The sequence below is a fragment of the Priestia sp. SB1 genome, assembly GCF_038898415.1.
The window spans coordinates 1-21,143 of the sequence record NZ_JBBJSS010000009.1; the positions used below are offsets into that span (position 1 = coordinate 1).

The window sequence follows — 21,143 nt, forward strand, 5'->3', positions numbered from 1 at the left end:
GTTTCAAGTGTGTGTTTTGACATAAAAAACTGCACCTCCAATTATTAGTTTTTGTCTAACAAGTGGGGTGCAGTTCAGATGGGGTAGTTTCTTTTGTTTTTGAGACCTATTATTAAATTGAATTTCAATTAAAATAAAACGGATTTCAGGAACACATTACAATCTGCAACACCTGAATTATTCTTTTTTTCCTTTTTTAGCAATGCTGTTATCTATAAAATTAAATGTACCATCAGTTATACGACCCATACCACCACATTTAGGGCATGGTCCAGCAGTATTTCCCAAAAGAGTTATTTCTGATCCCTCTATAGATATTCCTGAAGGGAAAGGGCTTTTACAGTTATCACAAATTGCAGATACCATTGGCATATAATACCCTCCCGTTCTAAAAATGTATAAGCCAGCTATTCAATAAATTACCTTTATGTATAATAGACAAGTCTAGTTACCATTATGATTTTTCTAGGTATCATCATATGCTCTATTGATAGATAATACCTTATTAGCAAATATAAATTATGATATGGTCTGAAGAAAGATTAACAAACGAAGTATGATATAATGACAAGAGCCCTCTGATCGTAAAACGGTTAGAGGTTTTTTCTATTTTAACGAGAAATATATAGTGTTTCCTCCATATAACTAAAAGATAAAGGGAGCCATCTAACATGCAACTTATAACTATTGAGCAACTACATCCCATTAGAGATGCGATTATACAACGTAAAGAAGAGCTTGCTGAAAGAAAAAAACAAAACCTGGCTGTTCTTCATGATGTTTATACAGAATTAACCACCTTTCGACTCGACCTTCTGACTATTTATGCTGACTCTATTCTTGTAGAGAAAGACATTGCTGCTGATATGATTAAGGGATGGGGAGAGACTTTATCTAATCTACTTGTTAATCGCGGACTTCCTTTAGACCTAGCTTTAGATGAAATTAGCTACTACAGAGATATTATTGGAGAGATTATTAAAGACGAAGCAAACGATAAAAGATTCTCTGTTACCATGTTCTATGAAATCATTTCACATTTTAATACCATCGTAGATGATGCTGTCCAGTGGGTCAGTAGATCATACTTACAAGATTACACAAAACAAATAAAACATGCTCAATATGCAATTGATGAGTTATCCGTACCTATCGTCCAAATGACAAAAGAAACAGGTATTCTTCCTCTAGTAGGGGATTTAGATACTCAAAGAGCTCAGATACTGATGGAAAATGCATTATCTAAAGGGAGCGAGTACAAGTTAAAATGGCTCATTATTGATTTATCGGCTGTACCTATTATAGATACGATGGTCGCAGATCAGCTCTTTAAAGTCATTGCAGGATTACAACTAATAGGGGTAAGTGTGGTTTTAAGTGGTATTCGTTCAGAGATTGCCCAGACTATGGTCAATTTAGGAATAACAATTGATCACATTAAAACGTTTGCTAGCTTACATCAAGCTGTTTCTTATACAAATTCTTTTATCCCATCAGTAGGATAAATTATTTATATTAAGTATAAAAGCCAGATACACTAAGCACACTATATAAGATACCATCAGGTGTCATTGGATAAAGTCGTGCGACAAACCAGCCTTTAGGTACTTAAAGGTAGTTTTTTGCGTTTTCTGTAGTTAACATAAAACGTATTATCAGAAATAAAAAAAGGGTTGTCTATAAGATTTTCTCTTCAATATGCCTAATTACTCCAAACCATAAAAATCTTTTAGGTTTAGCCATGTTTCATACCAAAATGTCTTAGAACGCAATGGTTGAATTAATTTTATTTCCCCTTTATCTTTTAACAAATATACTGAATTATCTTCGACTGATAAGGTATCCCCAAATTTAAACACGATTTCTGAACAATATTCTTTATAGTCTTTTTCTCTCTCGTTTGAATACTGAGCTTTTTCAATTGAAAACCTTTTGTTAAGCATCTACATCTTTCCTTTTAAACTATTTTCCTTTATTATCTCATGCATCCAATACATAGATATAGTTCATATAATGTGCGTTCTAGGAATCTAAAATCTCTTTTAACACAACTTTAAATTTGGGTCTAAACACTAAATCCATAATCATTATAAAACGGTCAATTCCTTGATCTATAAATAATCGAATTGCTTTGCTTTCTTTATTATCATTCATGATCTCAATCTTTGTAACCGATTCGAGACTGTAGTATAAGATCTCATCATCTTCTAAATCCTTTACTGAAAGCGAGAAAGAATTATAGAATGGTGAGATTTTCACTTCAAACCTGTTCATTTCGCTAGTAAAGAGAAAAGTGGACTCACCGTACAAAAAGCTCTCATCTTGGTCCTTTTTAAGTGGAATACATTCAAATAATGAAATAAAGTCTAATTCTTGGGGACAATCTCGCATTTGTTTCCTCCTTGGTTGAAACTATCTATTTAAATAGATTCTTTTACATAGTATGAAAAAATAAAAATCCTTCAATTATTTTTTCATATACTTTAATACTCTTCAATTACCTTATGTATACTTCATACAAAGTTAGTTACCCTAATATGGCTTCTAGGAAGTCAAAAGTTTTCATCCCAAAATAAAATATGATCTAATCCATACTCATCTTCATAAATAAAGATTCCGAAATTCTTTTTATGGCCTAGTAAGGTAAAGAAAAAGAGTGAAGACTCGTCTTCAAAATTTAAAAAGTCAGCTATTAGATTTAAATTATTCCAAAAGTCTTCAAATCTTAATTTCAATCGGTAAGAAGGAAGTATTTCCTTCTGATCTAGCAATATATATTCATTTCTATATGCGCCGAATTCTTCTTGTAAAAAGGACATTTCCTTCATAATTCTATCTAAATTATGTTTGAATCGAATTTGGGGCTCTTGATCATTAGAAAAAACATTTTGAAACCTCAATTCAATTTCCTTAGATGTAAGGAATTCAAAATTAGTTATAGAAGCACAAAGGCATTTGAATTTTTCTTCCAATTGTTTTTTTAGATTCTTTCTTTTAAGTTCCTCTATTCTTTGTTTACGTGTTTCCTTATTCATTCTCATCAACTCTATATATAAGATTTTTGTTTAAAATCAATTATAACCTTATCCATACAAATCTAGTTACCATAATGTGCCTTCTAGGTAATAAAAAACCCTTATACATAGAGGTATAAAGATTTCCAAATAGAAGTTTCACAATGTCTAGAGTAGTTTAGTCATAATGAAAAAAGTGTACTGAGCTTAGTATATATAATCTCGAATAAGAATTCTTTACTGATTTCTCTAGCGATAAGACTTTATTTCACTAATCCTGTAGCTATATAATCAACTATTTTATCCATTACTTTAGGAAAAAGATCTGTACCTATTTCATCTTTGTGCAATCTTATCATCATAATTGCTTGGATAACTCCTACAGTTAATTCAGGATTCTCTTTAGGTAAGACTCCATGCTCCATTAGAATTTTGACAGCATTGATGCCTCTTTGAGTATGTATCCGAGAGAACTCTGCCATCTGTTCAGGTAACTTTCTTGTAAGTCTTTCATGCTCATCACTTTGGAAAACACGTTGAAGAAAGGGGTTGTCTTCAACAAACTTAAAAGATGTATGAAAAAACGAAGCAAGTAACTCTTTTGGGGGAAGATTTTCACGAAATAGTTCATTGAGAACAGTCTCTCGTACTTCCTCCTCATTTTTTAGAATTTCAAAATAAAGCTCTTCTTTAGATTGAAAAAACTTGTAAAATGAGCCTTTAGCAATGCCGCATGCCTGTACAATGTCGTCAATAGTTGTTTTAGCCAGTCCATACTGGATAAAAATCTCTCTCCCTTTTTCCATAAGAGAATGATGAATATGTTCTTTTTCTTGTTTTGTAAATTTAGGCATGGTAAATCTCCTTTTAGGAATTTTATGACTTTTTATGGACATTTAGTCACAATGTGTTTATACTTATCTTAATCTTCATGTGAATAAAAGTAAATAAGGAACAAAGTATATTTTTTTAGAATTTATATGACTATAAGTTCTATTTTAGTCATATTAAAATAAGTATAGGAGTGGGGAAATGAAGGAGAAGATTGTCGATTTTGGAAACGTTCGTTTAAGTTATGTTGAAACAAACCTCAGTTCATCTAACATGCCTCTTTTACTAATTCATGGAGGAACTGCTAGGTGGAACACTTTCGAGACTATAATTTCTGATTTAGGAAAGGTAGCCCACGTCTATGCAGTAGATTTACGAGGGCATGGGCTATCTGGAAGAACAAATCAGAATTATAGATTAAGGGACTATGTTGAAGACATGACTGCTTTTCTTGAAAAATGTATTACTAAGCCGGCGCTTATATTCGGTCATTCACTTGGCGGAATGATTGCTCTTATGATAGCAGCTAAGCATCCTCTACTTGTAAAAGGATTAATTATCGGTGATGCACCTTTAACTAGAGAAGTTTTAAAAAAAGGATCCAACGAGTTAACAAAATGGAAAGATAGGATTCAGTATTATCACATGGACGGGATTGAAACTAAAACGGTAAAGGAGACCGATTTTAAATCCTCAAACGCAAGAGAAGGTCTGATTAATGAAATGATGACAAATTTAACATATATGGATCCAGATGTATTGACAGCAATGATTGATCGTTTTGAAGACACATATGCAGGATATAAAGTAGAGGATCTACTCCCTAGAATTCAATGTCCGATGTTGCTTTTACAAGGTAACCCTAAGCTAGGAGGAGTAATAAGCGATAAAGAAGCACAGAAAGCATTGAAGATGTCACCTAATTTACAACATAAAAAGGTGAAAAATGCTGGCCATACTCTCCACTTGGAAGATAAAGATGAAGTGTTAGCTATAGTTAAACCTTTTATAACGTCCTTTCAATAATGAAAAACGTATGGAAACCCTAATAAATAATAATGGAGAAATGATAATGAAAACTTCAGAAAAAATATTTGAATTTGAAGGATTATATAATTTTCGTGATATTGGAGGCTTCACAACTAGTGACGGTCGTAAAATGAAAGCTGGTATCTTATTTCGATCAGAAGAGTTATCTAGGTTATCTAAAAAAGATATGGAAACTTTCTACAAGTTAAATATAAAAGCCATTTGTGATCTAAGAACGCTTAATGAACAAAAATCAAAGGTCAGTCGTATCCAGACAGGAAAAGGAATTCAGTTATTAAATATATCAATTCATGATAAAAGTCGAGAATTTACCCACCTTGAGTTCTTTAAATTTCTCGTTAGTAAGTCTAATACTATTGATTTCGAAAAAATAATGAAAGAAATGTATGAACATATGGCATTTGGCTGTCATAAGGAAATTCGTGAAATTCTCATCTTTCTTTCAAACGAAACTAATATTCCTGCCCTTATTCATTGCACAGGAGGAAAGGATCGTACTGGCTTTGTATCAGCGATTATTCAATTACTTGTGGGTGTACCATATGAGTCTGTTATAAACGACTACCTAGTATCTAATCAGTTAATTGCTACTCGTATGAAGAAAGTCGAAACTTTTATTCGATGGATGAGTTTGTTTCAAGTTTCTTCAGAACGTATAAAACCCATGTTAGAAGTTCAACGTGATTACTTAGAAGAGGTCTATACAAAAATTATAGAGGAATACGGCAGCATTGAAACTTACCTTCGGGTGGCCTGTGATATTCCTCAAAGTAATTTAGACAAGCTTAAACAATTATTAATTGAATAGAAAGTAACCATATTAACATATAGGAGCATTGCCATGTATATTGATAAATATCAAATAAGTGAAGAGGAAATAAAAAAAGTATTAAATATATATTTTAAAGAGGAACGCTTAATCCAAATACCTAAAAAAGAGAAAAAAAGAGTCGTCATTTTACTATACATCTCACGAAAATTTCAAAAGAATACGTATTATACGGAAAAGGAAGTAAACGAGATATTAAAAGATGTATTTGAAGACTTTGTCATGATAAGAAGATACTTGATAGATTACAAGTTGCTAAATAGAAATAAAGAGGGGACAAAATATTGGGTAGTAAACACCTAAATATTCTAATGTTAAACAATGTATTAACTAGTCTAATATGTTAACTGACCTAATAAAGGGAGATTCTTAGATATATACAAGTTCTTTACATTACATTTGTAATGAAAAAACGAATCTTGAGTTCTATTTGCATCTTATTTTACTGTTATTTGTTTTGAACTAAATTCTCAAAGGAATCGAGAACTTTTAGAATAAAGGATGAAAAATAATGAGGGAGGATTAATAAGATGACAAATATTTCTTTATCAAGTAATGGAAGTACACCTTTTCAGCAACTATTAGGTCATAATACCAATGTAATGAACGCTTGGAACAATCTAGGAGACGTTTTGGGAGGGGATAACAGTTTATCGGCTTCTTTGAAAGAGCAAGTTAGACGAACATTAGCTCAAAAAAATGGGTGCGAATATTGTAAAGCCAAAGGAAAGCCTAATCCAGATGAATTTGATGAAAAAACATCTCTTGCGGTAGGTTTTGCAGAAGTTTTTTTAAAACAAAGAGGGGAAATAAACGAATCTTTTTTTCACGTGTTAAAGGAAGTCCTAACGGATCGTGAAATTAGTGAGTTGTGTGCATTTATCAGCTTTACTACAGCTTCGCAATACTTTGGAGCTATGTTATCTTTGAAACCAACTAAGGACTAACTATGTCGTTTGGTAGGTGAAGATTTCCTCAAGGTGTAATAAAGAGTAAAAACATGTAGAGTTTATTTCATATTTATTTTATCTATTTAATAAATGTAATTCTGTTCGTACACTAAGGGGGAAGGCATGTTTTAAATAAGATAAAATAACATAATCCTTATTAAAATTTACAACAAATGTGAAGAAAGTAAGTACCTTTTAAAGAGGGAGGCAGTTAAATGGGAAGAGTTCTATTTTTTAATTTTCCTGGAGAAGGTCATGTTAACCCTACAATTGCACTAGTAGAAGAGTTAGTAAAGCAAGGGGAAGAAGTAGTTTATTACTGTGTGGAAGAATATAAAGGCAAAATAGAAAAAACAGGTGCTTTATTTCGTCCCTATGAAAATTTCCTGGATCCTTCCCATACAACCAAAAGGGTGGAGAAGAAAATAGATCCTCTTGAAATGTTGTTACATATGGGAAGGTCCATGGACAAGGTTATAGAGAATATTTTAAATGAAATAAAGGATGAGGAGTATGACTACGTAATTTATGATAATAACTTTGCTGCAGGATGGATTATTGCAGACTTTTTAGAGCTCCCTAAAATTTCTTCTTGTACGACATTTGCCATTAATGACGAGATTTTTTCTACCCTTATGAACATCAGAGGAGAAATAGATAAAAACTCCCCCAAACATCAAGAGATTGAAGAGATTACAACAAAATGGAGGGACCAATATGGTGTGATTCTTACTAATAATAAGAATCTGATGACATGTCCCGGAGATCTCACCCTTGTATATACCTCAACGCTCTACCAACCTGATGCTGAAAAATTTGATGAGTCCTTTGTTTTTGTTGGTCCATCTATTGCAAAACGACATGATACAGAAAGCATTCGTTTGGAGACAAATCGGGATAAGAAACTCATTTTCATCTCCATGGGAACGGTATTTAACCATCAGCCTGAGTTATATACAGCATGTTTTGAAGCATTTAGGGATAGTCCATATACTGTGGTTTTAGCAGTAGGAAGGCAGACATATCTGGAACAATTTAATAATGTTCCTTCTAATTTTATAGTCCAGGCTTATGTAAACCAATTAGAAATTTTAAAACAAGCAGATATGTTCATTACCCATGGAGGAATGAATAGTTCCAGTGAAGGGCTTTATTTTGGTGTTCCTCTCGTTGTTATCCCTGTTATGGGCGATCAGCCGATAGTGGCTAAAAGAATTGAAGAATTAGGAGCTGGGTTACAACTCAATCGCCATGAACTAGATGCTCTTACATTACGAAATACGACCGAACAAGTATTATTAAACCCTTCGTTTAAAGAGAATAGTAAAAGAGTTGGAAAGTCTTTACGAGAAGCCGGTGGATATAAACGGGCAGTGGAGACTATTTTAAAATTTAAAGAGGACATGAATAAACATAGACCCATTTGATTTCACATGACATTAATTTAAAGTAGAGGGGCTAAAAGTGGAACCATTTATTAAAAGTTATCAATTTAATTTTATCGAAATGCAAACTCAAAATTTGGTTAATGGACATGCTTCAGTTAATGATGAAGCAGTTCTTAATGCACTAAGGTATAGTTCACAAGACAAAATCCTAAATTTTTTCCAGATATTGATAAGCAACAAATGGATTTATTAAATCCCTTTATTGAAATAAAGGAGAAGCTCGACGCGGAGCGTTTTTTGTTAAAATTAAGACCTTATGTTATTCCATTTAAAGAAGTAACAGAAAAAACGGTTAAAAAAATATGACATCTTTGTTAACAACAAGGTCTTTCTCTTCTTTATCTCGAAATAACCTACTTGTAGAAAAAAATGGTAAAGGAGACAAAGTCTTATGCAAAAAATGAAATCCTCTCTTACAGGTTGCCTACGTGATTATACAAAGGAAATGATGAAAGATCTAAATGTACCAGGGGCAGCAGTCGCAATCATAAAAGATGGAGAAATTATTCTTTCTGAGGGATTTGGATATCGTGACATTGAAAATAAAAAACCTGTTACACCAAATACACTGTTCGCAATTGGTTCATCTACAAAAGCATTTGGTACACTTTCTCTAAGTTTACTTGCCCAGCAACAAAAGTTTAATTGGGATAAATCTGTTCAAACTTATATTCCTACTTTTTCACTCCATGATCCTCTGGTAAGCTCACAAACTACAGCTCGTGATTTGTCCTCTCATCGTTCTGGTGTTAGTCGTCATGAACTACTATGGTATGGCTCTTCATTAACACGAAAAGACATTGCGGAAAAAATTCAATATTTGGAGCTAGATGCACCATTTCGTACAAGCTTTTTATATAATAATTTAATGTATGCAACCATCAGCTATATGGTAGAAGAAATCACAAATCAAACATGGGAACAGTATGTAACCGAACATATTCTGCAACCTCTTCAGATGGAAGATACAAATTTCTCGGTTACTACTTCACAAGAAAAAGATGATTACTCACTTCCATATATTGAAAAAAATGAAGATATAGTCAAAGTCCCATTTCGTAACATCGATACAGTTGGCGCTGCGGGATGCATAAACTCAAATATAGAAGATATGGCTAAATGGATCCTATTTCATTTAAATCAAGGAAAAGTGGGCGAACATGAGCTTATTACACCGGATATGTTACAGCAGATGTATCAACCGCATATTCCAATTCCAGATGAACCACTTTTATCTCTATCAGAAACAACACTAAATTGTTATGGACTTGGCTGGTTTATTAGTGCATATCGCGGTTATAAGGTAATCCATCACGGTGGGAATATTGACGGATTTTCAGCACTCGTATCTTTTATACCAGAGGAAAATATGGGACTTGTTATATTAACAAACACTGGAACAACGTTATTACCATCTTATCTTGCGAATCAAATTTATGATGAGCTTCTGGAACTAGATGCAATTGACTGGCATAAAAGAGCTATAGAGGATACAGCTAAATTTAAAGAAATGATGAAAGAATTAGATAAGCCTCTCCCACAAGTAAAAGAGACAACCTTTACACATGCAGTAGAAGAGTATACAGGGATATTTGAGCATCCTGCATACGGGAAAATGGAAGTGTATAAACAAAATGATATGTTATATTTAAAATGGGAATCAGTTGATGTAGAGATGAAGCATCATCATTACAACACGTACAAAACGAAGTGGAATCTTTCTCATACAGAAATGAATGTATTAATTGCCTATGAGATGGACATAGAAGGAAAGTTATCACAGTTTAAAATGCATTTACCACCCATGTTGAGTACAAAACCGATTGTGTTTAGTAGAATTGTAGATAGAAATTCATAAAATTAAATATAAAACTTACGATATATCAGTTTTAATGAAAAGAAAGTATGAGTCGGGTTGTAAATCCAGCTCAATACTTTCTTTTTACTTTTTTATATGGATATAGCACTAAATAGTAGTATTCAAAATGATTTTTCAGAAATTCCTGCTTTAGTAGATAGTTAACATAAAACATGTTATCGGAAATTGTCTAAAGAACCTATTCTAATTTCTCCGTCATGATAAATTTCTATTACGTATTTATTTTCTACATAAAGAAAGGTATCGCTACCTACAGCTATGACATCATCATATACACTTAAGACGTTCTCAAGCTTCGTCTTTAGTACAGGAAAATTGTCTGTGCTCCAATATATCTCAAGGTCATCATCATTTATTAAGCTTTTTACATCTTCTAAATAAGTGATTGCACAGTATTTATTAAATTTGTCCCATTCTATCCTTCCGTAAAATGTAAATGGAACCTCTTTTTGAAACGAGCAATACCTTTCTTCACTTTTTTCGTGGGAATATATAGTAACACCTTTACCTAAAGCATTTACACATTCTGAAAAAAGAAGTTCTTTGTTCTCTCTTTTTTCTAATTCTTTTCTCTTTGCCAATAGAAACTCTAATCTTTTTTGTCGGTCTTGTTTTTTCATCGTACAATACCTTTCTACATATTTTTTGTCTTATTTGGGGATCAAGAAATGGTTAGTATGAGATAAGACTCTAGTTACCATAACAGGTATTACCGGTAGTATATGTATAACTTAAATTTGTAATTTCTCAATACAACACTGAGAAATTACAAATTTAATCTTTTACTTTACTACTTTTTGGCTGACTGTAGCGCTAACTTTAGTGGGAGTTAATATTCCACTTGTTTTATATACAAGAAGAGAAAAAATAAACATAATTGCTGTAAATGTAGTAACAGAAGTAAAATCACCAAAGTGATGATATAGAAAGCCGGCAATACAAGCACTTAGGGTAGCACCTATGTACATGGCAGAATTTGATAACGCAGCGATAGTTCCTCTTGCATTTGTGGAAAGAGATTGTAATAAACTCATCATTAAAGGAAATAAAACTCCAGCTATAAAGAACGTTAGAAAAAAAGTAATCTCTACAAAGACAATATTATGATAAAAAGGTAAGCTAAAGTACAAAACTGCCATTAGGATTACCCCACCAAAAAGCGTAAATGCATTACCAAGTTTGGAAACATATCCACTACCGAAAAAACTTCCACAGAAGTTACCAATGCCTAGTATAAGCATTGCTATCCCTATTTGTGTAACATTAAAATTATAGTCATCATTTAACCATGTACCTAGAAAATTAAATGATGCAAAATTCCCTGTTTGGAATAGAAGATATGCTAGAAATAATTTAGAAGCTTTAGGATTTGAGAACAAAAACTTATAACGTTGAACAATAGATTTCTCGTTCTGAATATTTTGTCTATTTTCAATAGATGGCATTAATATTAATATCAACAAGATAAGAACGAATGAACATCCAGATAGTACAAAGAAAGGGGTACTCCATGAGAAAGAAGCAAGGTAACTACCAATAGGTAAACCAAATGCTTGAGACATTGCTAAACCTGCTGTAGCTATCCCCATACTTTTTATTATTTTTTCCGGTTTTACCAGGAGTGGGATAGATGCCCATACTTGCGGAGTAACAAATGCTGCGCTTATTCCTGCAATCAGTCGTATTCCACACATCATCCAAAAGCTTGAAGCTATACCACAAAGGAATGTTGAAATAGTAAATGCAATAAGTCCGCACAACATAACCTTCTTTCGATTCAAATTATCAGAGATAGGACCAGCTACAAACGCAAAGATAGCATATCCCAACGCATATGCACTTACCATCCAGCCAGAAATGTCTATCGACACATTATATAAATTAGAAAGCGTAGGTAACAAAGGTGATATTAAGAACGTATCTGTACCAATGACGAACATGACAAAGAAAAATATAGTTATTATTTTATTCATATAAAATCCTCCATTTCGATAGTTTTAAAACTTTAAAACTATCGAACAAAATAAAAGTTGAAAACTCTCCTAAAGAGTTTCCAAGAAATTAGGTATATACTTTTCAAATGTTTCTAAATTTAATTTTACATATTTAGTCCTTGCGTCTTTCCTCACAGTAGTTAATTTAGCCTCTCTCAAAGTTTTAAAATGGTACGAAGCTGTTGTTTTTAAAATATTGCACCTTTCACCTACCTCTCCACAACTTAACTCTCTTCCACTTTGATATAAGGTCCTAACAATAGCAATTCGTGACTCGTCTGATAAAGCTTTAAAAATTTGTACTCTCATTTGATCGTCCAATAGTTTTAAATCCATGAAACTATGATATTATAACAAAAATTGAAAATCAAGGAAATTTTAACATTTTTATCTTTATTCCATACTCTTTTTTGTTGTTAGACAAGCAAGAAAGGTTTATAAAATTATATCTCTCTAGTTACGTCGGGTAGGCAGGCACTCTCACGAGCGCCCGCCCCCCTAAGAACCGTACGTGACAGATTTCCCGTCATACGGCTCAAGCCTTCTTTTTATCCGAACAACTTATTTAATACATGGTACATGTACTAATTTAGCCAATTTACCTGTAGAAACCTCTAGGTTTCGTACTGCAACTTTCTCTCCATTTTGTAGAGTCTGCTTACACATTGCACAACGATATCCTTGTTTTCTTGCGAGTTTCATCCTATCAAATGTATTTTCACTATTAAAGACCTTACGGTCTCGCTTTTCCCAATATTCTTTTAGACTAGGATTATCTGGGCTATTTTTATAGGCTACCATGACATGTCGTTCTATCTTAATCCAGGACATTTTTAACAATTGAATGTTAGTAAGTGGACATGTAAGAATCCATCTATTATTTCCACCGTGGTAGGGTTTCCTAAAATAACGCTTTGTAATCCATTTCCACGACTTTTTTTGGTGTAAATGTTTAAGGTGTTTGACTAATTTAGAGAAAATATAATTGTCCATATAGCTAAACGTCTGTTTGGATACGACATGTTTCCAATACTGCCCGTAACCTCTAATAATAGGGTTTAAGACACGTATAATTTCTTTTACTGGTCGTCCTCTCATCATTGTGAACGTATCTTTTATCTTGTTTTTAGCTTTTTGAATACTGTCTTTACTAGGTTTGATAAATAACTTCTTTCCTTGTCCTGCCTTGTATTGACGCAGCGAAAAGCCTAGAAAATCAAACCCGTCCTCAATGTGTGTAACTCTCGTTTTCTCTTGGCTAAGATTAATTCCTCGCTTTTGTAAGTACGGAGTGAGTTTCCCATACATGCTTTCAGCCTGTTCCTTTGTTTCTGTTACGATGACAAAGTCATCTGCATAGAGAACGCGTCCTATCTTACATTTTGGGTCGATTACGTACCCTCCATTTGGTTTGTATGTCTTTTTATAGACAATACCAATTTCTTCTTCCATACCGCATAAGGCGATATTAGCTAGAAGGGGAGACACCAAACCACCTTGAGGGGTTCCTTCTGTTGTCGTATGAAGCATGTCATGTTCTACGTATCCCATTTCAAGCCACCTTTTAATGAGAGTGTTTCCTGGGAACATAGACGTCTGTTTCATTATCCACTTATGATTAAGATGGTCAAAGCATCCTAGAAAGTCTCCCTCAAACACCCACTTTTTCTTGCTGTTGGTGTTAAGCTTATTAAAAAGGTTGCTTATCGCATCATGTGTGCTTCGTTTAGGACGAAAACCGTAGGAAGTAGGCTCAAACTTAACCTCCCATTGAGGTTCGAGTGCGTTTTTTACTACGTTTTGATAGACTCGATCTCGCATTGTGGGAATGCCCAAAGGTCTTAGCTTTCCGTTTTTCTTAGGGATAAATGTTCGTTTGGCTGGCTTTGGGCGATGTCGAAAGACATTGTATTTCACTAGCTGGTGATAAAATTTTATACGTTCGCTTGGTTTTGAGGCCATGTAGCCATCTACACCAGGTGTACGCTTACCGTTGTTTTGTTGTGTTACTCTACTGCTTTACTCCGGAGGAGTAAACGTTGAAGTTTCCTTACTTTTCTTCGTTGTTTTTGTTGTTCGGCACGATAAATTCTTTGTCGTAACTTCATTACATATTTTTGTATAATACTCCAATCAATAGAGTACCAATCTTTATGCGAGACGTGCGCCGACGCTCGTAGAGAGGTATTCATAACAGCACGCTCCTTTTCATTAGAAGATAGCCACAAATTTATTTTCGTGTTGAAGACCAATGAGAAGTGGGCGCTCTTTCGAGCCTGTCATTGTCCATAAAGACAACAGTATCCGTCCAGTTATACAGTATTCCTGCTTTCCTGTTCTCTTTCGAGATAACGGCTTTCGCTTTTTCTCATATCCCATACCCTCTGCCACATTGTTTGACTTTGCAGTCATCCTACTGCTTACGCAGATGACATAGGGCTTACCAAGTTCCACTTTCTACAGATGCAATAGGGGAAGGCAGGTTCTTTACTCCGGGTAAGATGCGGGACGCATCAGAGTAGCATTATGATTCTACTTTTCCTCTTACCAAGACTCAAGCGAGACTTATGCATTATCTTGAGCTAACCTTGACGAAGCTTACAAACCTTCACTTTCGTTTACCATACCTATCTTCTCCTAGCAGTGTTCTGGACCATACATTTGTCCTCTGTTTCCGCATTTCCTCATGCAACCGACAGACTCGTTACCAAGCATGCCGTTTCGGATGGAGACCATCTTTGCGTCTAGATGAGTAGCGCTAGCTACGCTGTGAGAAAGCAACTTCTTGTCGCACCATAATCCAGATTCTAGGTACCTTATTTTTAAAAAACCAGGATCTAATCTATATATGATGTATCATTAACATAAAAGCAGCATTATGTATAAAGGGGAAAGTATATGGAATTTAATAAACTAATACCAGAACTATCAGTAAAAGATATAAACAAATCAAAAGAATTTTATTTAGAAATTCTTGAATTTCAGCTTGTATATGAACGTGTAGAAGAAAAATTCGCATTTATTTCACTCAATGGCGCTCAAATAATGATTGAAGAATGTAATGGTCATTGGCAAACTGGGGAACTTGAATATCCGTATGGACGAGGAATCAATTTTCAAATTGAAGTAGAAAATATAGAAAGTATCTTAAAAAACTTAAAGAGACACAAGATTACACTTTTTAGAGAGCTTATGCTAAATAACTATAGTGGTTTTGTTCAAAAAGAATTTATCGTTCAAGATCCTGATGGTTATTTACTACGGTTTTCTCAACCATGTTAAACACGCATCATAACACGACTTCAGTCTATGAATACCATATACAAAATCAGTTTACATAATCACTCTTTCCGGAACACACCACAAAAAAGAACCCTTATGGGAGTAGGGTTCTCGATGAGGCCTTGTTTCTTCTTTATGCAGCTTTTTATACATCCTTGATATGAAAGCTTTTCCTCTTGAGGTGATTGAAGCTACTATGTATAAAAAACCGTACATTTATACATATGCTCGTACGGGGAAATATAGTCCTTATGTATAAAATGTGCTACTATTTACTTACGGTTATATTTTGGTACTTTATAATTGTGATTCATAAAACAAAGCAACCTCACTCCAATGACCTCGGAATGAGGTTGCTTTTTATTTTGCTTTTTAGATAGAAGTTAAGTTACCTATAGAGTATAATTATGTAATATTTTTTATATTGGTATTCGACACTTTGTTTGTTAAGTGGGCCAAAGCAAGTTGTAGTCAGTTTGTTATTTTAGGAGATCAGAGCTGATAGTGAAGTAATAAGTTAAATGAAAAATAGTTAAAAATAAAGGAGATACTTAATGTCTGAGTATAGAGTTAAATTAAAGAAAGTTTGGGAAGATGAAAACTTTCTTGAATTAAATATGGTTGTCACTTCTCCCTATTGTAAAGTAAATACTCATTTTTACACCACTATTGAAGATCTCAAAGAGTTGAAAGATAATCTAATTTTATTTTCAAACTTAAAACGAAAAGAGTATCAATGGATCCAAGGGGAAGATAATGAAAGTGCTGCTCAATATGTACAAGTTAGATTCTTTCATTTTAACAATCAAGGACATATCGGAGTCGAGTTTGTACTTGATAATAAGCTAGATATTCCAGATAAAACACGCGTGAATTTTTATCTTATTACTGAATTAAACCAAATTGATGATTTTGTATATAAACTAGAAGGATTAATTAAGGGGATTACAGATAGTCTTGAAAGTTTATCAGAAGTAAAAGTATGAAGTTTATAGACATTAGATTGAAGAAGGTGAAGTTTTGAAAAAAGAATTTTATCAGGGAGATAGTTTTTGGAGCGATGATAGTGAATATAAGCGTATAGATTATCCGATAAATGATGAAATCATAAAGCAAGCTGAAGTTATTTTAGGTGTTAAGTTACCTAGTTCATTATTGGATTTACTGAAAATAAGAAATGGTGGGGGATTAAACTACCCATACTTTATGTTACCTGATGGAGATACAGAAAGTATTCCTTACGGGCAAAGAGCAAGGATTAGCGATATTGATCCTATACACTTTGAAAAGGAAGATATAAGCATCTTATCTTCCAAAGAACTATTAGAAGAAGTCAAACTCACCGGTGAATTTGTGGTTTTGTGGACGGATTTTCACTATTGGGTCGTGTTGGATTATCGTAATAGATCACAAGACCCTACTGTTATGTATATCGCAGAAAACTTCTCAGCTTCAACACACGATACTACAGAATGGGAGTATATCAAAATAGCAGATACTTTCGATGATTTTCTAAAGCAATTATTTCGTGTCCCCTCCCTAGATCCAAAACAATTAAAAAGTAGTTATAGCCGCAAAGAATGATTAAGCTAAACAAGCTTTTTAGAAACTACATTTTTTACTATAATCCTATTTTCATTGGTTAAATATATATTGTTTAACCTTTACAGTATATAATGTGGTATATCATTTACTTTTAATGTAATTCATGGAGGGAATTTTGTATAAATTAAAGTGCATTCCATTTTTTGTGTTTATTATTTTGTTCCTGCAAGGCTGCGAAGACTCATTAAATAAAAAAAGTAGTCGTGAACAAGAAGAAACTACCTTAATAGAAGATATAGAGAGAGAGGAAGAGGCCATGACAACCGTCTATGATAAAGCTAAATGGCATTATGAAGGAGATTTCCCGAGTAACTTGAGTGAAAAGCAGGCATTCGTTCATACTGGAATGTATCTCGGTTGGATTATTGAAGAAAACTTATATAGCAAAGAATTTGAAGAAGAGGCTGCGCAAGAAATTATAGAGTTTAAACAAAAGAACATGACCGGAACTGAAATATATATGGAATGGGATGGCGTCTTTGCCAGCGATATGCTGAATGCGGAAGGAAAGGCCTTTACAACAGATTACTTTGATTTCGATAAAGGTACTTATTTAGATGATTATGAAGCTATATTTCCTCATATAAAATCCCTTTATGAGGTAGAAGATACGTGGAATAATTATGAGGCTATTAATACAAAGATTAATGAGCGTTTTGATACTTGGAAGCATACAAAGGAAGAAAATAAAGGTGATAAGTTATTTACGGTTGATTCATATATTGGTTCATTAAAGAAAACACTTGAACAAAATGAAGATAAGTTAATTAACAATATCGAAAAAGTACATACTTTTCATTATTATAAGGACATTGACTTACTGAACTTTGAAATCTTCATTCAGCCATTTGATTTGTCTATTAGGATGTTTTCTATGGACAATGAAGCGAATGAAGTTTTCTATGAAGGAAACAATCGTGCCATTTTTTCAGGTAGTTATGAGCTACTTGAAGAGTTTGAATACTATGAGCTAGCCGACGAGCATTCAGATGAGTTTTGGGATTTTTATGAACAAAATGAAGAAGAAATATCTGCTGCTGAGAAAGAATTGATTTCAAACTGGTTTATTTCTTGTTGGAATAAAGCTGGCGATAATAGAATAAAGCTGCCTGTTTATCTAGACTTTCATGATGATATAGAGTCTTTTGATTTAAATAAGAACAAATGGATCGATAGTGAAGACAAATGGTCTGACGAAAATAGTAACTAACTTCATTGTACACGTGAAAAGAAGCCAAACTACTGTAGTGGCTTCTTTTTAATATCCATAATCACATTCTAAAAAATGAAAAATTATATGTTCGTAAACTTATACATTTTTAGCTACCATAATATTGTTTAAGAATAGAATTTAATTATCTGCATCATTAGCATTAAATGTATCTTTTTTAACGTTTAATATATGGCCACTAATATTAACTGTTTTGTTATTTACCCATTTAACTTTGGCGATTTCTTGAGGATAATTCCAATAGATATTTTTCCTTTTATTAAAAACTTTCTTTGTATAAGTCACTTCTCCTCTAATAGCAAAAGGTGTAGTCGCTCCACCACTTGAACGATAAATCTTTATTATGTAATCACCCTTAGGAGATGTACTTTGAGAAATATATTCTCCCTTTGGAGCAAATTGTAGATAACTAGGAGCAAAAAGAAACCACCAAACAAATCCTATAACTAGAAGAGCGCTTAATGCAGCCAAACATACTATATAACGTTTTTTCAATTTCTAACCTCTATTCAGATGAACTAAATTATAAATTTGTTTCTATCTGATTATATATCAAAATTGAGTTAAAAAATCATGAATATAATATACATCTGTAGTTAACATAATGTGCGTTATTGATACAAAAAAAGGAACACTCTGTGATGGGCATTCCTTTTCTCTAATCTCAATTTCATTTAAAATACTTGTCCATTCTTTGCTTTAAATCTTCATAATTTTCATCAGTGGCTCGTTCGACACCATATGTAAGAACATCTTTCGCTTTCTTTTTCTCATTAGCCATTAGATAAAAATCACATACTCTTTCATAAAATACATCTTCCTCATTCAAAGCCATCTCAGCTGCTGTATTCCAATCTATAATCTGTTCATAATGAGGAATACCTATATTTATTACATTTTGAACAAATTTACTAAACTCTTTTTTATCTGACTTTTTATTGTAAAGTGTAAAGTGCTCTTCATTACCTTCTAACCAGTTAGGAATATTCCAATCTGTGCTGGCAACAACTACATTATTAGCTAACTGTGTACCCCAAGTTTGCTCATACCATTTCCCATATTCATTTGACGATACATCCCACATAGTCCAAAAAATGCATTCATCTTGGGAGCTATACTGACTAATACAAAAAGATAAACTTAAATTGAAATGCCCTGTCTTTCTAGAGAATTTAGGTGTGCTTTTGGCATATTTAAAGCCTAAAGGCTCTAAGAGAGGAAGGAGATCAGTTTTAATATACAAATTAAGTAAGTCTTTTGGTTTCATAATTTCTCCTCGATTAGATGCTAAAGTTGATTTCCATTAGGTAGCAACATGTAGCTAAAATATTCTTGAAAAACACCCGTCCCTTTAAGCATATTCTTAACAGTGGTAAAATGCTTTTCTACTGCGTTACTATAAGCCGGATTTCTGGATGGGGTTCGTCCGGAAAGGTAAATAAGCTCTATAAATGGATCTTCTTTGTTCAAATTGAAGGATTTATTAATCAGTGAGTCACCGAACTCTTTCGTTTTATCATAATCTTCTCCAAAGTATTCTGGAAACAACTCAATCATAAAACCAAAAACAGCATTAAAAAATGCATCTTCTTTAAAATGGATGATTCCATAATGATAAAGTTCCTGCAGCAATTCTTCATAGTCATCATAATCACTTTCTTGTACTTTACTCGTGTTTTCTACGCCCCATTCTACAACTAAATACCAACACAAAAAGCTAAGTTTGAGAAAAACCTTTAAGTTTTGGGGATTTTCTTTCCAATTATGATATAACTTATCCCTTGCTGCGTTCCAATCAGATTCTTTTTCCAACTGATCGGTATCTTTCAGTTCCCAGTTTTTCATAGATTACCTCCAATTTTCTTTTAGTCCCCTAATATAGATATTTTTTGGATTGCATGATTACTCAATGTTTTTATTAATTCGCCCAATGCTGGATGATAATCTCCAGGGATAAATATTTTTATGTTCTCTAAATCCTTTATAAATTTATCAATTTCGTCTCGATTAAATTCTACGTTAGTCAAATAGTAATCTCTAATTTTTCTCAAATACAAATAACTTCTCCAGTTATTATTTGTGTGAAATAGAGCATCATGTAATGACTCCTCAATTTCTTTAAAATCAAGATACCGATCTTCTTTACCGTACATCTCAATATCAAGTCCCATGTACTTCCCTCACTTTCTAATTAATTTATCTATCTAAAATAATTATGCTTTATGAATACTTTTCATCTAATTAATCACATTTAGCTCAAGAATCCTTTATTTAAAAAGTCGATTAATCTCTGTTCGATAATTTTCATCGACTAAGTGATAGTACTTTTCATAAGTTGAGCGTATAGACTCTTTATCTCTCGCGATAACTTCACAGCCTCTATCGTCGTAGATAAAAAAGATAAGATTTTTAGTTACATTCACGAAAAATAAATCTGGATAGTACGAACCTGCCGTTTTACCTAATTTAGGCTTCAAGGGGAAATCCTCATTGCATGCAGCTTTAATTAATAAAGTGTATTTAATATCTTGTTTACGACAGCGTAAATAGAATTGGGAGGTGCTATACTCATCAGCATCTTCTTCCTCAGCAAATACATAAGGTAAAGTTTCCTGTTTCAAACGAAATTTTAAGTCTTTCTCTTTTATATAGCGATCGTAGACCTTTATTCGCTGTCCTCTGCTTTTAGAAGTTTTGTACTGATAAACATTTGTAACAAGAATTATTTCGTCATGTAGTGAAAATAAATCGTTAAATATAGATAAAGCTTGACTGTATACCTGTTCGAATCGATTAAGATTTACCTGGTCCTTTTCACTTTTAAATTGATAAATTTCATTTCCTAATTCAAAGTGAATACCTATAGACCATTGATGATAAAGACTAGGCTTCAAAATAAGACCTGGAAAATTGATATTAAAGTATTCCTTTAACTCCATAAATCATTAACTCCATTCTTTCACTCATTATTTAGTGATATTTCTATTGTACTAAACTACCTCGTTAGCATAATGGAAAATTTTGTTTTTC

At 33.0% G+C, this 21,143-nt stretch carries 24 protein-coding genes and 3 pseudogenes; 12 read left to right on the forward strand and 15 right to left on the reverse strand.

The genetic code is table 11. The annotated features are described in order from the left end of the window. Positions 1 to 177 precede the first annotated feature (177 nt). A complete protein-coding gene (locus WKH56_RS27750; RefSeq protein ID WP_063247039.1) occupies positions 178 to 372 on the reverse strand; it encodes a hypothetical protein in 195 nt (64 codons plus the stop codon). 299 nt (positions 373 to 671) lie between these two features. On the opposite strand from WKH56_RS27750, the gene WKH56_RS27755 reads away from it, so the two are divergent. Further along, the gene (locus tag WKH56_RS27755) at positions 672 to 1,505 is read left to right on the forward strand and encodes an STAS domain-containing protein (protein ID WP_063247040.1); all 834 of its coding nucleotides are present in this window, start codon (positions 672 to 674) and stop codon (positions 1,503 to 1,505) included. Positions 1,506 to 1,706: 201 nt separating this feature from the next. Here the strand turns inward: WKH56_RS27755 and WKH56_RS27760 are convergent, their stop codons facing one another. The 4 genes from WKH56_RS27760 to WKH56_RS27775 all read right to left on the reverse strand — a co-directional run bounded on the left by WKH56_RS27760 (position 1,707) and on the right by WKH56_RS27775 (position 3,868). After that, entirely contained in the window at positions 1,707 to 1,943 is a 237-nt protein-coding gene (locus WKH56_RS27760; protein ID WP_063247041.1) for a hypothetical protein, read from the reverse strand. A 79-nt stretch (positions 1,944 to 2,022) separates the two neighbouring features. After that, positions 2,023 to 2,391 (reverse strand): hypothetical protein, encoded by a 369-nt coding sequence (locus tag WKH56_RS27765; RefSeq protein WP_063247042.1) that lies wholly within the window; start codon positions 2,389 to 2,391, stop codon positions 2,023 to 2,025. A gap of 161 nt (positions 2,392 to 2,552) precedes the next feature. Next, a complete protein-coding gene (locus WKH56_RS27770) occupies positions 2,553 to 3,035 on the reverse strand; it encodes a hypothetical protein (protein ID WP_063247043.1) in 483 nt (160 codons plus the stop codon). A gap of 242 nt (positions 3,036 to 3,277) precedes the next feature. Next, positions 3,278 to 3,868, reverse strand: coding sequence for a TetR/AcrR family transcriptional regulator (locus tag WKH56_RS27775; RefSeq protein ID WP_063247044.1), 591 nt, complete (start codon positions 3,866 to 3,868; stop codon positions 3,278 to 3,280). A gap of 178 nt (positions 3,869 to 4,046) precedes the next feature. Here WKH56_RS27775 and WKH56_RS27780 point away from each other — a divergent pair, with 178 nt between their 5' ends. The 7 genes and pseudogenes from WKH56_RS27780 to WKH56_RS27805 all read left to right on the forward strand — a co-directional run bounded on the left by WKH56_RS27780 (position 4,047) and on the right by WKH56_RS27805 (position 9,980). Further along, positions 4,047 to 4,871 (forward strand): alpha/beta fold hydrolase, encoded by an 825-nt coding sequence (locus tag WKH56_RS27780; protein ID WP_063247045.1) that lies wholly within the window; start codon positions 4,047 to 4,049, stop codon positions 4,869 to 4,871. A gap of 46 nt (positions 4,872 to 4,917) precedes the next feature. After that, on the forward strand, positions 4,918 to 5,703 hold the full coding sequence (locus tag WKH56_RS27785; protein WP_310884342.1) for a tyrosine-protein phosphatase: 786 nt from the start codon (positions 4,918 to 4,920) through the stop codon (positions 5,701 to 5,703). Between the two features lie 33 nt (positions 5,704 to 5,736). Next, entirely contained in the window at positions 5,737 to 6,027 is a 291-nt protein-coding gene (locus WKH56_RS27790; RefSeq protein ID WP_063247047.1) for a DUF2087 domain-containing protein, read from the forward strand. Positions 6,028 to 6,254: 227 nt separating this feature from the next. Then, entirely contained in the window at positions 6,255 to 6,671 is a 417-nt protein-coding gene (locus tag WKH56_RS27795) for a carboxymuconolactone decarboxylase family protein (RefSeq protein WP_063247048.1), read from the forward strand. 218 nt (positions 6,672 to 6,889) lie between these two features. Beyond that, on the forward strand, positions 6,890 to 8,101 hold the full coding sequence (locus WKH56_RS27800; protein WP_063247049.1) for a macrolide family glycosyltransferase: 1,212 nt from the start codon (positions 6,890 to 6,892) through the stop codon (positions 8,099 to 8,101). A 79-nt stretch (positions 8,102 to 8,180) separates the two neighbouring features. After that, positions 8,181 to 8,428: pseudogene (locus WKH56_RS35185) on the forward strand (fibronectin-binding protein). 85 nt (positions 8,429 to 8,513) lie between these two features. Beyond that, positions 8,514 to 9,980: a serine hydrolase gene (locus WKH56_RS27805; RefSeq protein ID WP_063247050.1), complete on the forward strand. Its 1,467-nt coding sequence runs from the start codon at positions 8,514 to 8,516 to the stop codon at positions 9,978 to 9,980. Between the two features lie 176 nt (positions 9,981 to 10,156). Here WKH56_RS27805 and WKH56_RS27810 read toward each other — a convergent pair whose 3' ends face one another. The 5 genes and pseudogenes from WKH56_RS27810 to WKH56_RS27835 form a co-directional block, all read right to left on the reverse strand. Beyond that, entirely contained in the window at positions 10,157 to 10,621 is a 465-nt protein-coding gene (locus WKH56_RS27810) for a CDI toxin immunity protein (RefSeq protein WP_310884343.1), read from the reverse strand. Between the two features lie 162 nt (positions 10,622 to 10,783). Then, positions 10,784 to 11,974, reverse strand: a complete 1,191-nt coding sequence (locus WKH56_RS27815) for an MFS transporter (RefSeq protein ID WP_310884344.1) — start codon at positions 11,972 to 11,974, stop codon at positions 10,784 to 10,786. A gap of 69 nt (positions 11,975 to 12,043) precedes the next feature. Then, the gene (locus WKH56_RS27820) at positions 12,044 to 12,331 is read right to left on the reverse strand and encodes an ArsR/SmtB family transcription factor (protein WP_088567814.1); all 288 of its coding nucleotides are present in this window, start codon (positions 12,329 to 12,331) and stop codon (positions 12,044 to 12,046) included. Between the two features lie 225 nt (positions 12,332 to 12,556). Then, positions 12,557 to 14,187 (reverse strand): annotated as a pseudogene (gene ltrA / locus WKH56_RS27825) (group II intron reverse transcriptase/maturase). Positions 14,188 to 14,206: 19 nt separating this feature from the next. After that, positions 14,207 to 14,407 (reverse strand): hypothetical protein, encoded by a 201-nt coding sequence (locus WKH56_RS27835; RefSeq protein WP_153252400.1) that lies wholly within the window; start codon positions 14,405 to 14,407, stop codon positions 14,207 to 14,209. A 486-nt stretch (positions 14,408 to 14,893) separates the two neighbouring features. On the opposite strand from WKH56_RS27835, the gene WKH56_RS27840 reads away from it, so the two are divergent. From WKH56_RS27840 to WKH56_RS27855, 4 genes and pseudogenes are all read left to right on the forward strand, one after another. Next, positions 14,894 to 15,277, forward strand: coding sequence for a bleomycin resistance protein (locus WKH56_RS27840; RefSeq protein WP_171776374.1), 384 nt, complete (start codon positions 14,894 to 14,896; stop codon positions 15,275 to 15,277). 554 nt (positions 15,278 to 15,831) lie between these two features. Beyond that, a complete protein-coding gene (locus WKH56_RS27845; protein ID WP_099000562.1) occupies positions 15,832 to 16,263 on the forward strand; it encodes a hypothetical protein in 432 nt (143 codons plus the stop codon). Positions 16,264 to 16,297: 34 nt separating this feature from the next. Continuing rightward, positions 16,298 to 16,861, forward strand: a complete 564-nt coding sequence (locus WKH56_RS27850) for an SMI1/KNR4 family protein (RefSeq protein ID WP_310884347.1) — start codon at positions 16,298 to 16,300, stop codon at positions 16,859 to 16,861. A gap of 277 nt (positions 16,862 to 17,138) precedes the next feature. Beyond that, a pseudogene (locus WKH56_RS27855) lies at positions 17,139 to 17,561 on the forward strand (DUF7832 domain-containing protein); the annotation flags it as partial. Between the two features lie 672 nt (positions 17,562 to 18,233). Here WKH56_RS27855 and WKH56_RS27860 read toward each other — a convergent pair. From WKH56_RS27860 to WKH56_RS27880, 5 genes are all read right to left on the reverse strand, one after another. After that, positions 18,234 to 18,608, reverse strand: a complete 375-nt coding sequence (locus WKH56_RS27860) for a DUF5412 family protein (RefSeq protein ID WP_310884348.1) — start codon at positions 18,606 to 18,608, stop codon at positions 18,234 to 18,236. Positions 18,609 to 18,783: 175 nt separating this feature from the next. Then, a complete protein-coding gene (locus WKH56_RS27865; protein ID WP_310884349.1) occupies positions 18,784 to 19,380 on the reverse strand; it encodes a hypothetical protein in 597 nt (198 codons plus the stop codon). Positions 19,381 to 19,400: 20 nt separating this feature from the next. Next, a complete protein-coding gene (locus tag WKH56_RS27870; RefSeq protein ID WP_310884350.1) occupies positions 19,401 to 19,958 on the reverse strand; it encodes a hypothetical protein in 558 nt (185 codons plus the stop codon). Between the two features lie 20 nt (positions 19,959 to 19,978). Next, positions 19,979 to 20,284 (reverse strand): hypothetical protein, encoded by a 306-nt coding sequence (locus WKH56_RS27875; protein ID WP_310884351.1) that lies wholly within the window; start codon positions 20,282 to 20,284, stop codon positions 19,979 to 19,981. Positions 20,285 to 20,380: 96 nt separating this feature from the next. Further along, the gene (locus tag WKH56_RS27880; protein WP_310884352.1) at positions 20,381 to 21,052 is read right to left on the reverse strand and encodes a DUF3885 domain-containing protein; all 672 of its coding nucleotides are present in this window, start codon (positions 21,050 to 21,052) and stop codon (positions 20,381 to 20,383) included. Between the last annotated feature and the right edge of the window lie 91 nt (positions 21,053 to 21,143).